Annotated in this window: 15 protein-coding genes; 10 read left to right on the forward strand and 5 right to left on the reverse strand. The window is 64.0% G+C overall.

The window, feature by feature from the left end; all coding sequences use genetic code 11:
- Positions 1-78 precede the first annotated feature (78 nt).
- The 3 genes from gyrB to dnaA all read right to left on the reverse strand — a co-directional run bounded on the left by gyrB (position 79) and on the right by dnaA (position 5,323).
- Positions 79-2,577: a DNA topoisomerase (ATP-hydrolyzing) subunit B gene (gyrB, locus tag ACLB1G_RS27345; RefSeq protein ID WP_491630434.1), complete on the reverse strand. Its 2,499-nt coding sequence runs from the start codon at positions 2,575-2,577 to the stop codon at positions 79-81.
- A 66-nt stretch (positions 2,578-2,643) separates the two neighbouring features.
- The gene (dnaN, locus tag ACLB1G_RS27350; RefSeq protein ID WP_491630435.1) at positions 2,644-3,750 is read right to left on the reverse strand and encodes a DNA polymerase III subunit beta; all 1,107 of its coding nucleotides are present in this window, start codon (positions 3,748-3,750) and stop codon (positions 2,644-2,646) included.
- A 175-nt stretch (positions 3,751-3,925) separates the two neighbouring features.
- Complete coding sequence (gene dnaA, locus ACLB1G_RS27355; protein WP_491630436.1) at positions 3,926-5,323, reverse strand: chromosomal replication initiator protein DnaA; 1,398 nt, start codon at positions 5,321-5,323, stop codon at positions 3,926-3,928.
- Between the two features lie 499 nt (positions 5,324-5,822).
- Here dnaA and rpmH point away from each other — a divergent pair, with 499 nt between their 5' ends.
- From rpmH to ACLB1G_RS27400, 9 genes are all read left to right on the forward strand, one after another.
- On the forward strand, positions 5,823-5,957 hold the full coding sequence (gene rpmH, locus ACLB1G_RS27360) for a 50S ribosomal protein L34 (RefSeq protein WP_010401996.1): 135 nt from the start codon (positions 5,823-5,825) through the stop codon (positions 5,955-5,957).
- A gap of 24 nt (positions 5,958-5,981) precedes the next feature.
- Positions 5,982-6,536 carry a ribonuclease P protein component gene (gene rnpA, locus ACLB1G_RS27365; protein WP_491630437.1) on the forward strand — a complete coding sequence of 185 codons (555 nt, stop codon included), beginning with the start codon at positions 5,982-5,984 and terminating at the stop codon, positions 6,534-6,536.
- A complete protein-coding gene (gene yidD / locus ACLB1G_RS27370) occupies positions 6,533-6,784 on the forward strand; it encodes a membrane protein insertion efficiency factor YidD (protein ID WP_491630438.1) in 252 nt (83 codons plus the stop codon). Before rnpA ends, yidD begins: the two co-directional genes overlap by 4 nt.
- Before the next feature lie 11 nt (positions 6,785-6,795).
- Complete coding sequence (gene yidC / locus ACLB1G_RS27375; protein ID WP_491630439.1) at positions 6,796-8,535, forward strand: membrane protein insertase YidC; 1,740 nt, start codon at positions 6,796-6,798, stop codon at positions 8,533-8,535.
- Between the two features lie 142 nt (positions 8,536-8,677).
- Positions 8,678-10,057: a tRNA uridine-5-carboxymethylaminomethyl(34) synthesis GTPase MnmE gene (mnmE, locus tag ACLB1G_RS27380; protein ID WP_491630440.1), complete on the forward strand. Its 1,380-nt coding sequence runs from the start codon at positions 8,678-8,680 to the stop codon at positions 10,055-10,057.
- A 57-nt stretch (positions 10,058-10,114) separates the two neighbouring features.
- Entirely contained in the window at positions 10,115-10,396 is a 282-nt protein-coding gene (locus ACLB1G_RS27385; RefSeq protein ID WP_491630441.1) for a type II toxin-antitoxin system RelE/ParE family toxin, read from the forward strand.
- 9 nt (positions 10,397-10,405) lie between these two features.
- Positions 10,406-10,717 carry a HigA family addiction module antitoxin gene (locus tag ACLB1G_RS27390; RefSeq protein ID WP_491630442.1) on the forward strand — a complete coding sequence of 104 codons (312 nt, stop codon included), beginning with the start codon at positions 10,406-10,408 and terminating at the stop codon, positions 10,715-10,717.
- A gap of 5 nt (positions 10,718-10,722) precedes the next feature.
- Positions 10,723-11,343 (forward strand): hypothetical protein, encoded by a 621-nt coding sequence (locus tag ACLB1G_RS27395; protein ID WP_491630443.1) that lies wholly within the window; start codon positions 10,723-10,725, stop codon positions 11,341-11,343.
- A gap of 378 nt (positions 11,344-11,721) precedes the next feature.
- Entirely contained in the window at positions 11,722-11,916 is a 195-nt protein-coding gene (locus ACLB1G_RS27400) for a hypothetical protein (protein WP_491630444.1), read from the forward strand.
- 18 nt (positions 11,917-11,934) lie between these two features.
- Here the strand turns inward: ACLB1G_RS27400 and ACLB1G_RS27405 are convergent, their stop codons facing one another.
- Positions 11,935-12,525: an Hpt domain-containing protein gene (locus ACLB1G_RS27405; RefSeq protein WP_491630445.1), complete on the reverse strand. Its 591-nt coding sequence runs from the start codon at positions 12,523-12,525 to the stop codon at positions 11,935-11,937.
- A gap of 98 nt (positions 12,526-12,623) precedes the next feature.
- Positions 12,624-13,571: a CAP domain-containing protein gene (locus ACLB1G_RS27410; protein WP_491630446.1), complete on the reverse strand. Its 948-nt coding sequence runs from the start codon at positions 13,569-13,571 to the stop codon at positions 12,624-12,626.
- 215 nt (positions 13,572-13,786) lie between these two features.
- Here ACLB1G_RS27410 and ACLB1G_RS27415 point away from each other — a divergent pair.
- A partial coding sequence (locus ACLB1G_RS27415; RefSeq protein WP_491630447.1) for a CDP-alcohol phosphatidyltransferase family protein occupies positions 13,787-13,980 on the forward strand: 194 nt, incomplete at its 3' end.

Raw genomic sequence — 13,980 nt, forward strand, 5'->3', positions numbered from 1 at the left:
TTCTCATCTCCAGCTAAAAATGCGGAGTTTGGACTGGGGCTACATGGATTCATAGGTGGATGCGCTGGCCGCTTACGATCAAACGTCAATATTCCCCGCCCGCAGCGCATTATTCTCAATAAACGCCCGACGCGGCTCAACGTCATCCCCCATCAAGGTCGTAAAGATCTGATCCGCCGCAATGGCATCCTCGATCTGCACCTTCAGCAGCCGGCGGACGGCCGGGTCCATGGTGGTCTCCCACAGCTGCTCCGGGTTCATCTCCCCCAGCCCTTTGTAGCGCTGCTTGGACACCACACGCTCCGCCTCGTCGCGCAGCCACTGCATGGCCTGGTGGAAGTCCACCACCACCGATTCCTTGGTGCGCTCGCCTTCGCCGCGGCGGATGATGGCGCCCGGGCCGATCAGGCCGCTGAAGGTGGCGGCCGCGCTGGCCAGCACCTGGTAATCCGCGCTTTGCACGAAGTCGGCATCGATGGCGCTGACCTTCACGTTACCGTGGTGCATGCGCTCGATGCGCAGCATGTGCTTCTCGGACAGCTCGTCCGAGCGCACCACCACCTTCACGGCGATGTCGTTGATCTGGTCCGCCATGGCCTTGGCCGAGGCTTCGGCCGCTTCCTGGGTGCTCAGGTCCAGGGTCACGCCGGTCATGATGGCGGTCAGCGCGGCGCGGTCGATCACGCGCGTCAAACGCGTCATGATGGCGTTGGACATATTGAACTGGCGCACCAGCTCGCCCAGCGCCTCGCCCTGTATCGGGTCCTTGCCTTCGGCCGGAATCAGGGCGGCCGTGTTGAGCGCCACGTTCATCATGTAGCCGGCTTCCTCCAGGTCGTCCTTGAGGTAGCGCTCGTCGCGGCCAGCCTTGACCTTGTACAGCGGCGGCTGGGCAATGTAGATGTGGCCGCGCTCGACCAGTTCCGGCATCTGGCGGTAGAACAGGGTCAGCAGCAGGGTGCGGATGTGGGCGCCGTCGACGTCGGCGTCGGTCATGATGATGATGCGGTGGTAGCGCAGCTTCTCGACGTTGAATTCGTCCGGGCCGATGGAAGTGCCCAGGGTGGCGATCAGGGTGGTGATCTGCTCCGAGGACAGCATCTTCTCGAAGCGCGCCTTTTCCACGTTCAGCACTTTGCCGCGCAGCGGCAAAATCGCCTGGAACTTGCGGTCGCGGCCCTGCTTGGCCGAGCCGCCTGCGGAGTCACCCTCGACGATGTACAGTTCGGACAGCGCCGGGTCTTTTTCCTGGCAGTCGGCCAGCTTGGCGGACAGGCCCAGGCCGTCCATCACGCCCTTGCGGCGGGTCAGGTCGCGCGCCTTGCGGGCCGCTTCGCGCGCGCGCGCCGCTTCCACGATCTTGGCGCAGATGATCTTGGCGTCGTTCGGCTTTTCCTGCAGGTAGTCGGACAGGGTCTTGGCGACGATCTCCTCGACCGGGCCGCGCACCTCGGACGACACCAGCTTGTCCTTGGTCTGCGACGAGAACTTCGGCTCCGGCACCTTCACGGACAGCACGCAGGTCAGGCCTTCGCGCATGTCGTCGCCGGACACTTCCACCTTGGCCTTCTTGGCGAATTCGTTTTCTTCGATGTACTTGTTGATCACCCGCGTCATGGCGGCGCGCAGGCCGGTCAGGTGGGTGCCGCCGTCGCGCTGCGGGATGTTATTGGTGAAGCACAGCACCTGTTCGTTGTAGGCGTCGTTCCATTGCATGGAGACATCCACCGAGATATTGGTGCCCTGGTCGGACAGGCGCTCGCCGGTGGCCTGGAATACGGTCGGGTGCAGCACCGTCTTGGCCTTGTTGATGTATTCCACGAAGCCGCGCGTGCCGCCTTCGAAGGCGAAGATTTCTTCCTTGCCGGTGCGCTGGTCGGTCAGCTTGATGTTGACGCCATTGTTCAGGAACGACAGTTCGCGGATGCGCTTGGCCAGGATCTCGTAGTGGAATTCGACGTGGGTGAAGATTTCCTCGTCGGCCCAGAAGTGCACGTCGGTGCCGCGCTTGTCGGTTTCGCCGATGACCTTGATGGGCGAGACGGCCACGCCGTCGCGCATCTCGATTTCGCGGTTCTGCGCCACCCCGCGCACGAATTCCATCTGGTGCACCTTGCCGTCGCGGCGGATGGTCACGCGCAGCAGCTTGGACAGCGCGTTCACGCAGGACACGCCCACGCCGTGCAGGCCGCCGGAGACTTTGTAGGAGTTCTGGTCGAACTTGCCGCCGGCGTGCAGCTCGGTCAGCACGATCTCGGCAGCCGAGCGCTTGGGTTCGTGCTTGTCGTCCATCTTGAGGCCGACCGGAATGCCGCGGCCGTTGTCGGTGATGGAAATCGAGTTGTCGGAGTGGATGGTGACGTGGATTTCCGAGCAGTAGCCGGCCAGCGCTTCGTCGATCGAGTTGTCCAGCACTTCGAACACCAGGTGGTGCAGGCCGGTGCCGTCCGAGGTGTCGCCGATGTACATACCGGGACGCTTGCGCACCGCCTCCAGGCCTTCCAGGATCTGGATGGAGGAGGCGCCGTATTCTTCGGTCTTGACCGGGACGGGATTCTGTTCTGGAATGGCGGACATGGACTGCTTTCTCAAAAAACGAATTGCTGGAAATTTCTGGTGGTGCGCGCGCGGCTAGCCAGCCGCTTAGATCCGCATCGGCATGACGACGTACTTGAAGTCGGCGTTGTCCGGTATCGAGATCAGGGCCGATGAATTCGAGTCGCCCAGCGCGATGTTGACCTGGTCGCACTTCAGGTTGTTCAGCACGTCCAGCAGGTAGGTCACGTTGAAGCCGATGTCCACGCTGTCGCCGCCGTAGTCGATCTCCAGTTCCTCGACCGCTTCTTCCTGGTCGGCGTTGGTGGAGCTGATCTTCAGGCTGCCCGGGGTGATGATGCAGCGCACGCCCTTGAACTTGTCGCTGGTCATGATGGCGGCGCGCTGCAGCGAACGCAGCAGCTCATCGCGGCTGATGGTGAACTCGTTCTTGTAGCCCTTGGGGATGACGCGGGTGTAGTCGGGGAACTTGCCTTCCACCAGCTTGGAAATCAGCTCGATGTCGGCGAAGTTCAGCTTGACCTGGCTGGCGGCGATGTCCAGCTGCACCGGCTCGTCGTTTTCTTCCAGCAGGCGCTGCAGTTCAATGATGGTCTTGCGCGGGATGATCACTTCCTGGCGCGCGAACGATTGTTCGGTCTCCACCTGGCAGAAGGCCAGGCGGTGGCCGTCGGTGGCCACGGCAATCACGTTGGTGCCGTCCAGGACCAGCAGCAGGCCGTTCAGGTAGTAGCGGATGTCCTGCTGGGCCATGGAGAAGTGCACCATGTTGAACAGGTGCTTCAAGGTCTTCTGCGGCAGGGTGACGGTGGCGTTGAAGCTGTCTGCCTGCTGCACGGTGGGGAATTCCTCGGCGGCCAGGGTCTGCAGGGCGAAGCGCGATTTGCCGCTCTGTACGGTCAGGCGCTTGTTCAGCAGGGTCAGTGTCACGTCGCCGGATTCCGGCAGGGCGCGCAGAATGTCCAGCAGCTTGCGGGCGGCCACGGTGGTGCCGGTCACGTCGGCGCCGGAACCGATCTCGGCGTGGGTGGTGATCTGCACTTCAGTGTCGGTGGACAGGAAGGATACGCTTTCGCCGTCCTTGCGGATGAGGATATTGGCCAGAATCGGCATAGTGTGCCGACGCTCGACAATACCGCTCACGATCTGCAGTGGCCGAAGTAACGTATCTCGGGTGGTTTTGACCAGTTGCATGGATTATCCTCTTGGTAAGTTTGAAACAATTCTTCTTTGCTGCGGTTTGCTTAAATCATAATGGCAAAGCCCCGTGGCCGCCACCGTCGCACCCGCGTAGGCGGGTGCCTAGGCTGAGCTGGAGTCGCGTTGGCGTCAGCGCAGCATGGGCTCCCGCGTTCGCGGGAGCGACGGCCTATCCTTTCAAGGTCTGCTCCAGGACGTGCAGCTCGTGGTTGCACTCCGGGTTCTTGGTGCGGTCCTGGGCGATCTTGCGCACGGCGTGCAGCACGGTGGTGTGGTCGCGGCCGCCGAACAGCTCGCCGATCTCGGGCAGGCTTTTTTGCGTCAGCTCCTTGGCCAGATACATGGCGATCTGGCGCGGGCGCGCGATGTTGGCGGGGCGGCGCTTGGAGTACATGTCCGCCACCTTGATGTTGAAGAAGTCGGCCACCGTCTTCTGGATGTTTTCCACGCTGATCTGGCGGTTCTGCACCGACAGCAAATCCTTCAGCGCTTCCTTGACGATGTCGATCGTGATGTCCTTGCCATGGAAGCGCGAGTACGCCAGGATCTTGCGCAGCGCGCCTTCCAGTTCGCGCACGTTGGAGCGCAAGTGCTTGGCCACGAAGAAGGCCACGTCGTCCGAGAAGGTCACGCCTTCCTGCTTGGCTTTTTTCAGCAGGATGGCCACCCGCATTTCCAGCTCGGGCGGCTCGATCGCCACCGTCAGGCCGGAGTCGAAGCGCGAGATCAGGCGGTCGTCCATGCCGGTGATCTCTTTCGGATAGGTGTCCGAGGTGATGATGATCTGTTTCTTGGCCGCGATCAGCGCTTCGAAGGCGTAGAAGAATTCTTCCTGGGTGCGGCTTTTGCCGCCGAAGAATTGAATATCGTCGATCAGCAGCATGTCCAGCGAGTGGTAGTAATGCTTGAAGTCGTCGAAGCCCTTGCGCTGGTAGGCGGTCACCACGTCGCGCACGTACTGCTCGGCGTGGATGTAGCGGATCTTGGCGCCCGGCTGGTCGGCCATGACCTGGTTGCCGATCGCGTGGATCAAGTGGGTTTTACCCAGGCCCACGCCGCCGTAGAAGAACAGCGGGTTGTAGGACACGCCGGGATTGTTGGCCACCTGGATGGCGGCCGCGCGCGCCAGCTGGTTGGCCTTGCCGGTCACGAAGCTCTCGAAGGTGAGGTCGGTGTTGATGCGGCTTTGCTCGCGGCGCGGGGCGGCCGAGGCCGGCAGCTCGGGCACGCTGGGCACCGGGTCGCCGGTGCGCATGGCCAAGCCGGGGGCGCCGCCGTTGAAGTCCGGTACCGGCGTGACGGTGGCCGGCTTCTTGGGCGCGTTCGTCCGCGGGTCGAGCACGAACTGCACCTCGGTTGGCGCCTCCCAATACTGGCAGGCCAGGGCCGTGATGCGGCTGGCGAACTGCGTCTTGACCCAATCGAGCTTGAAGCGATTGGGGGCGGCCACGCGCAACTTGCCGTTCTCGTAATCGAGCGGCACCAGGGGCTTGATCCAAGCACTGAATTGTTGCGGCGTCAGCTCCAGTTCCAGTTGTGCGGAACAGGTCTGCCAGAAATTTTCCATGAATCGTCTACTGTAAAAAGCTTGGGAGGGCGCTGCCGGAAACCGCTGCATGCGCCACACGTAACGCGCTATTCTACCCCCGAAGTCCAAAGTTATCCACAGGGGCGCCGGGAAAATTTGTTAACAACTCGCGGGCCCGGGCGCTGGCGGGCCTTGCCCGGAGGTTGACAAGGGAGGGGGAAATGCTGATAATTCAGGGTTCCCCGCCCGTATTCCGTGTTTATCCGTGTTTTTGCACCAGGCGTTATATGGAGTAAGCAGGGATTTTTAGAGGACGTTTCAAAATGAGCGTGGCGAGGCGCGGCTCCGAAGACAGTGCGTCTGCACGGCCAGGAGCTGCAACGACGCCATGGTCATTTTGAAGCGTCCTCTTGGCGGGCGATGAAATGACCTGCTTGTGCCGCGCAACGTTGGCATGAGTGCGCGATTGTCATTCGCACCTATTTGACGGGAAGTTGTTCCCGATTTTGCATTTTTTTTGCTTTCTAGCGAGACCAACATGAAACGTACTTACCAACCTTCCGTCGTGCGTCGCAAGCGTACCCACGGCTTCCGCGCTCGTATGGCTACCCGTGGTGGCCGTGATGTCCTGAACGCCCGCCGCGCCAAGGGCCGCAAGCGCCTGGCCGTATAAGCCTGCTGCTTGTACGCTGATCGCGTGGACAGCTGTTCTTCCAACGGCTCGACAGGCGAAGGTTCACACGACTTCGCGCGCGTTCGGCGCATCGTTAAAACGGATGAATTTTCATCCGTTTTTCGTTTGCGCCCTACGCAAAAAAGCGCGCACTTCGTGCTTTACACCCGCCTGAACCAATTGCCGCACGCGCGGCTGGGCGTCGTGGTGGCCAAGCGCTTTGCGCCGCGCGCCGTCACGCGCAATACCATCAAGCGCGTCACCCGCGAGCTGTTCCGCGTTACCGCATTGCCGGCCATCGACTGCGTGGTGCGCCTGGCGCGCCCCGTCAACAGCAAGGACGGCCCGGCCACCACGGCCAGGCTGAAGGCGGAACTGCGCGCCGAGCTGGCGCGCATGTTCGCGGCCCAGGCGCGCCAGTCGGCCAGGCAGGCCGCGCCGGCGCCATCGCCTGCGCCGTCCGCGCCGGGTGCCGCTGCCGCGCCCGTCGTCGCGCCTGCAGTAGCGCCGGTATTGGCGCCGGCTGCCGCCCCGACTGACGCGCCGGCGGCTGCACCGGCCTCCACGCCATCGCCATGAGTGCCATCCTGCGTTTCCTGCTGCGGGCCTACCAGCTGACCATCAGTCCGCTGCTGGGGCCGCGCTGCCGTTTTCATCCCAGCTGTTCCAATTACGCGCTGGAAGCGCTGCAAGTGCACGGCGCCGCGCGCGGCAGCTGGCTGGCCGCCAAACGCGTGTGCCGCTGCCATCCGTGGAATCCGGGCGGGCATGATCCCGTGCCGCCGGCCGCTTCCTCAACGACCGCTTGCGGTTGCAACCACTCCTGATAAAGACCCTAATGGATATCAATAAGCGTACCATCCTGTGGATCGTGTTTGCCGTGTCCCTGGTTGTTCTGTTCAACAACTGGCAGGTCTCCAACGGCCATCCCTCCATGTTCGCGCCCGCGCCGCCGGCCGCCAAGGCGCCTGCGGCCAAGCCGTCCGAGCTGCCGGCCGCCGCCGTCGCCAGCGCCAATCCATCCGCCGTACCGGGCACGCCCGGCGCCGCTGAGCCCTTCAAGAGTGAGCGCATCACCATCACCACCGACGTGTTCCGGGTCGATATCGACACCCTGGGCGGCACCATCAAGCGCCTGGAACTGCTCAAGTACAAGGCGGCCGGCCATCCGGGCTGGTTCGGCGGCTGCTTCGGCCTGCTGAAAGCCTGCGCCCCGGACGACAACCAGAAGAACGAAGTGCTGTTCGACGTCGACGAAAAAGTCGGCAATGTGTACCTGGCCCAGAGCGGCCTGGTGGGCGCGCCCAACCTGCCCAACCATAACACCGGCTTCGTGGCCCGTCCCGGCGCCCGCATGCTGAACGACGCCAACCAGGTGCAGCTGGTGCTGGACGCGGAGCAGGGCGGCGTCAAGCTGACCAAGACTTACACCTTCAAGCGCGGCGACTACGTGATCGACATCCGCAACGACGTCACCAACGTGGGCGCGGCCCCGGTGGCGCCGCAGCTGTACATGCAGCTGGTCCACGACGGCAACAAGCCGGTCGGCGATTCCTTCTTCAACAGCAGCTACACCGGCCCCACCATGTACACGGCGGCCGACCACTACAAGAAGATGAAGTTCGACAGCCTGGAAAAGGCCGCCGAGGAAGCCCAGAAGACCGGCAAGCCCATGGCCCAGGACCATCCGGTCAAGGCCGACAATGGCTGGGTCGCCATTTCGCAGCACTTCTTCGTGTCCGCCTTCATCCCGCAGGACAAGCTGACGCGCGACATCTTCACCAAGAAGGTCACCACCAACCAGTACGCGATCGGCACCGTGCAGCCGCTGGGCACGCTGGCGCCGGGCGCCAGCGCCACCAACAGCGCGCGCCTGTATTCGGGGCCGCAGGAATCGAAGCTGCTGGAGCCGGTCAGCCCGGGCCTGGAACTGGTCAAGGACTATGGCTGGCTGACCGTGATCGCCAAGCCCATCTTCTGGGTCATGGAGCAGATCCACAAGGCGCTGGGTAACTGGGGCTGGACCATCATTGTCTTCACCATCCTGATCAAGCTGCTGTTCTTCCCGCTGTCGGCGGCCGGCTACCGCAGCATGGCCAAGATGAAAGTGGTGGCGCCCAAGATGCAGGCCATCCGCGAGCGCTACAAGGGCGATCCGGCCAAGATGAACCAGGCCACCATGGAGCTGTACAAGACCGAGAAGATCAACCCGCTGGGCGGCTGCCTGCCCATCCTGGTGCAGATGCCGGTCTTCATCGCGCTGTACTGGGTGCTGCAAGCCTCGGTGGAAATCCGCGGTGCGCCCTGGATAGGCTGGATCACCGACCTGGCCCAGCATGACCCGTACTGCATCCTGCCGGTGCTGTATGCAATCTCCATGTACATCACCACCAAGCTGAACCCGGCCCCGGCCGATCCGATGCAGGCCAAGATGATGCTGTTCATGCCGCTGGCGTTCTCGGTCATGTTCTTCTTCTTCCCGTCCGGCCTGGTGCTGTACTGGGTGGTGAACAACGTGCTGTCGATCGGCCAGCAGTACGTGATCAGCAAGAAGTTCGCCCAGCCCGCAGCAGCGTGACGCAGCGGCCCGAACCTCGCTCCCGCGCACGCGGGAGCCCATGCTGAGTATCCGATGCCCGCATGTTGCCAAAAGCCCGCGCCCGCGCGGGCTTTTTCCATGGCGCGCTGTACCGTTCGCGCCCATCCCTTACAATCACCCCATGAAACTCGATTCCTCCCCCATCGCCGCCATCGCCACCGCACCAGGGCGTGGCGGCATCGGCGTCGTGCGCGCCTCCGGCAAGAATTTGCAGCCCCTGATTGCCGCCCTGTTCGGCGCCACCGCGCTGCAACCACGCCATGCCACCTACATCCCCTTCAGGCAGGCCGACGGCAGCGTGATCGACCAGGGCATCGCGATCTGGTTCAAGGGCCCCCACGCCTACACCGGCGAGGACGTGCTGGAACTGCAGGGCCACGGCGGCCCCATCGTGCTGCAAATCCTGCTGCAGCGCGTGCTGGAAGCCGGCGCGGAACTGGGCCTGCGGCTGGCCGAACCGGGCGAATTCACGCGCCGCGCCTACCTCAACGACAAGCTGGACTTGGCCCAGGCCGAAGCCGTGGCCGACCTGATCGACGCTTCCACCGAGGCCGCCGCCAAGTCGGCCTCGCAGTCGCTGTCCGGCGCGTTTTCGAAAACAGTGAACGCGCTGGTCGATGGCGTGACCAATTTGCGCATGCTGGTCGAGGCCACGCTGGACTTCCCCGAGGAGGAAATCGACTTCCTGGAAAAATCCGACGCGCGCGGCCAGCTGGCCGCCATCGTCAAGGCGCTGGACCAGGTGTTCCAGCAGGCGGCCCAGGGCGCGCTGCTGCGCGAGGGGCTGAACGTGGTGCTGGTGGGGCAGCCGAACGTGGGCAAGTCCTCGCTGCTGAACGCGCTGGCCGGGGCCGACGTGGCCATCGTCACGCCGATCGCGGGCACCACGCGCGACAAGGTCAGCGAGACTATCCAGATCGAAGGCATCCCGCTCAACATCATCGACACGGCCGGCATCCGCAGCAAGGACGAGGCGGTGGACGTGGTGGAGCGCATCGGCATCGAGCGCACCTGGGGCGAGGTCGGCAAGGCCGACGTCATCCTGCACCTGCTGGACGCCGACCACGGTCCGACCCGGGCCGACGAAAACATCATGGCGGCCTTCCCGGCCGGCGTGCCGGTGCTGCGCATCTGGAACAAGATCGACCTGTCCGGCCACAAGCCGGCGGTGGATGCCATGGAGGACGCCACCCATGTCTACCTGTCGGCGCACGAGCGGGTCGGCATCGACTTGCTGCGCGCCGAGCTGCTGCGCATCGCCGGCTGGCAGCAGACCGGCGAATCGCTGTACCTGGCGCGCGAGCGCCATTTGATCGCACTGAAGAACGCCGGCGCCCACCTGGCGCGCGCCGGGGAACACGCCTCGCGCGACGACCAGTCGCTGGACCTGTTTGCGGAGGAGCTGCGGCTGGCGCAGGTGCAGCTCTCCAGCATCACCGGCGCCTTCTCGTCGGATGATTTGCTGGGGGTGATCTTCAGCCGGTTCTGCATCGGCAAATAGCAGTTCTTCTTGACGGCGGTCATTTGTGTCGCGTAACGCTACGCGTTACAATGACTCATGATAAAGACATTTCAGCACAAGGGACTGAAGGCTTTTTTCGAGACCGGTAGCATGGCCGGCATCCAGGCGGCCCATGCCCCCAGGCTGGGCGCCATGCTGCGTCGTTTGAACGAGGCCACCTCTCCACAGGGAATGAACCTTCCCGGCTGGGCCCTGCACCCGCTCAAAGGCAAAGCACTCAAGGGACATTTTTCCGTCTCGGTGAATGGCAATTGGCGTCTCACCTTCAAGTTCGAAGGGATGGATGCCATTCTCGCGGATTATCAAGATTATCATTAGGGAAACGGTATGGCACGCATGTTCAATCCACCTCATCCAGGCCTCACGCTGCGCGATGACGTCCTGCCCGCGCTGGGCTTGTCCGTCACCGAGGCCGCGCAGCAGCTGGACGTCAATCGTGTCACCCTGTCCCGGGTGCTCAACGGCCACGCGGCGATTTCGCCGGAAATGGCCTTGCGGATCGAGGCCTGGCTGGGTGTGGAGCGTGGCGGCGAGGCGCGCCTGTGGCTGGCCGAGCAAAACGCCTATGACCTGTGGCAGGCCACGCAGCGCTTTGCCAACGATCCGCTGCGCGTGCAGCAAGCACCCCTGGCGGCTTGATCAACATGACTGAACCACTTACCCTGACCCTGCCCGAACTGGCCGCGCGCTGGAAGGTCACGCCGCGCCAGGTGCTGGAGTTTGCGCAGCAGCGCAGCCTGCCCATCTATTTTTATTTCGACGGCCTGGTGTTCGATTTTGCCGACAAATGGCACCGCGCCGGCGGCGAGACCCAGGATGCGCACGAGCTGGAAGCCAAACAGGAGCGCGCCGCCGCCATCCTGCTGGGCCTGCAGCGCCAGAATTTGCACAAGATGGGACTGCTCAAGCTCTCGCAGTGGGAAGATGAACTGAGCGAGCAAGCCATGCTGGACCAGCGCGCCGAGCTGGACCGCCTGACCGCCGCCGTGGAGGCGCTCAAGCAGCGCCTGGAGCAGCGCCAGCAGGAGCGTCAGCTGCGCGTGCGCAACGGCCCGCTGCGCGCCGCGCCGCGCACGCTGCAGGAGCTGGCCACCCGTGGCCGCGCCCGCTTCCCCCAGTTTGCCTACCTGCCCGAGACCGGCGACGGCCAGCTGGTGGCCCTGGAGGACGGCTTCCCCCTGCGCGACCAGCTGGGCATCGATGACACTTTTGCCAGCCTGCGCGACATCGAAACGGTGGAATCCACCGGCCTGCTGCCGCGCTGACCTGGCCGGCGCCGTCCGCGCATGCGGTTATGCAGTATCGGCCGGCGCGACATCGCCACCGCGCGCAATGTGGCCGATGTGGTCGGGCGGGTGACATTTCGATAGCGCGTGGCATCCGCGCCGCGCCCGTCATCGAGCGTCGCCCAGGTCGATGCCGCCCGAACGCCTATCGCCACGCCGCTTCCCATTGAAAAAAATATGCCCCGCAGATGGCCGTGAGGGACACGCGGCGCGCGCGACTTCTTTGTTATGATTGACCGGCGAACGGATGAATTCGGCGCCTCAGGCGTTTCCCTTGAGAATTCTCATGGCCGCTGTATTCCACTGAAGTAACCTTGCCAACGTTGACCCCGCCCATCGCTGCAAAGGAGAAGAATCTTGGAACCGATACAGGACAGCGCGCCGGACGCCGGCAGTCCGCCCCCGGCCCTGACGGCCGCCGCGCGCACGCGCCACAGCCTGCCGCCCAAGGGCTCGTGCTGGTATTGCGAAAAACCGCTGGATAATGTGCGCCGCTTTTGCGACAAGGAGTGCGCCGACGCTTTCGACGAAGAAAAGGAATACACCCGTTAGGGAAGTGCTTCCCTGGGCTCATAGCCTGGCGGACAGGATCTCCAGCGCGCCTTCGAAATCGAAGCGGTGCACGGCGGCCGCCACGTCCTCGTAGGTCGCTTTTCCCAGGCTGGCCGCCAGTTCGCCGCCAGATTCTTCCAGTACATCGATGGCGGCGCCGTCGCCTTCTTCCAGCAGGCAGGCCAGTTGCACCAGCAGTTTGCGCCCCGGCTGCGCGGTGGCAGTCGGCGTCCCCGGCGAGACGGACGGCTCCAGGGAGGCAGGCCGTTCAACCAGGGTATCGATGGCCGGCATCAGCAGCGCCAGGGCCTGCTCCAGCTGCCCCAGCACGAAGGGCGCCATCTGGTTGGCGCAGGCCGCTTCCACCATGGTGGCCAGATCGAATACGCGATGCGCCGCGATCATGCCGGCCGCGCCCTGCAGCGTGTGGGCCAGCCGCGCGGCGCCATCCCAGTCGCCATCGGCCACCAACTGGCGCAGGCGCGGCGCGCAATCCAGGTAGGTCTTGCGGAAGCGGCGCAGCATCTGCAGGTACAGGGCATGGTCGCCCATCAGCCGTTCCAGGCCTTCGGCCATGTCCAGGGGGGCGCTATCGCTGCTTGCGGTCATTGCTTTGCGGCATTGTTGGAAAACCCTTACGATAGCAGAGCTGCCGCGCCGTGCACGCCGCCACCGCTATTTTTTTACCAGCAGCGGTGGCTGGGCGCTTACTTCGTCGTGAACGACCAGTTGCGAGTCACGGGTGTGCCGTTGATGGAGCCGGCGAAGCTGACGTCGTACACCGTATTGCTGCTCAGTGTGGACAGCGGGATGATGGCGGCTGCAAAGCCCGGTGTATGGCTGTCGGTACTGCTGGTCAGCATCCGGGTGGCCAGCGCGCTGCCGCCGCGCGGCGCCACCGTGAAGCTGGTGACGACCATGGTGGGCACGGTGGCGCTGCTGTAATTGCCCTGCACGCTGATCGGGTAGCCGACCACGTTCTGGTTGGGCACCGGGTCCGGTTCCTCGGCGTCGCTCTGGAAACTGGTGTCGACCTGGGTCTGGCCGTTGTAGGGATAGACCGCCAGGGCGCCGGCCGCCAGCCCGCTGCCCAGGCCGTTGGCGGCCGCCAGGTTGGCCGTGAAATAGGTGTAGCCGCTGCTGGAGGTCACGGCGCCGGTGCCGATCTCCTTGAACGTGGGTTCCAGCAGCACGAAGCGGTGGTAGATGGCCGTGATCAGCTGCTCCGCGTGGTAGAAGCCGGAGGTGCTGTTGGCGGCGGAGATCACTTCGCCCGACAGCGACAGCGAGGTATAGCCTGCCGCCGCCATGCGGGCCTGGGTATTGGCGCCGGTATAGCCGGTCTTGCCGGCCGTTTCCTCGTGCGCCACGACATTATTCAGGTACTGGTAGTTGGAGTGCGCCAGGGCCGCCTTGTCCAGGAAGCCGTTGCGGACCAGGGTGGGGACGCCGGCCTGGCCGCGCCGGTAATTGATCCAGGCCACGCTGTCGTAGGCCGTGTCGCCGGTCAGGGTGGGGGCGCCGGCCACCAGCACCGGGTTGCCGGTCGAGGCGGCCGGGGCAGTGCTGCTGCTGCCGCCGCCACCGCAGGCGCTCAGCAAGGCCGCCAGCAGGACGGCAGGCAGCAGGGTATGGCGACGCAGGGGTGTGGACATGGACGCGCTCCGACGGAATGGTTTAAAGGATTCTAAAAGAAAACTCACGGACCCGAGCATACCTTACCTCAAGGAATCATCAACTTGCGTACACTACGGAAAACCGTGCCGGAGTGGTAAGCTTGCCGCTTTATTGCCGCTTCATTGCCGTTTGCTTCCCGGCCGGCGTTGCGCTTTTGAGACTGTTTCCAGTGAATCCTACCCCTTCCACGCGCCTGCAGCGCGCCAAATTTGCCCTGCCCAGCATGGTCACCCTGCTGTCGATTGCGTGCGGCTTCGGCAGCATCGTCATCTCGGTCGACAACGCCACCGTCGGCAGCGCGCAGGATTACCGGCTGGCCGCCGTGCTGCTGGTGCTGGCCGGCGTGTTCGACGCGCTGGACGGCCTGGGGGGGGGGGAAAGAAAAAA

Source organism: Duganella kummerowiae (assembly GCF_053572355.1).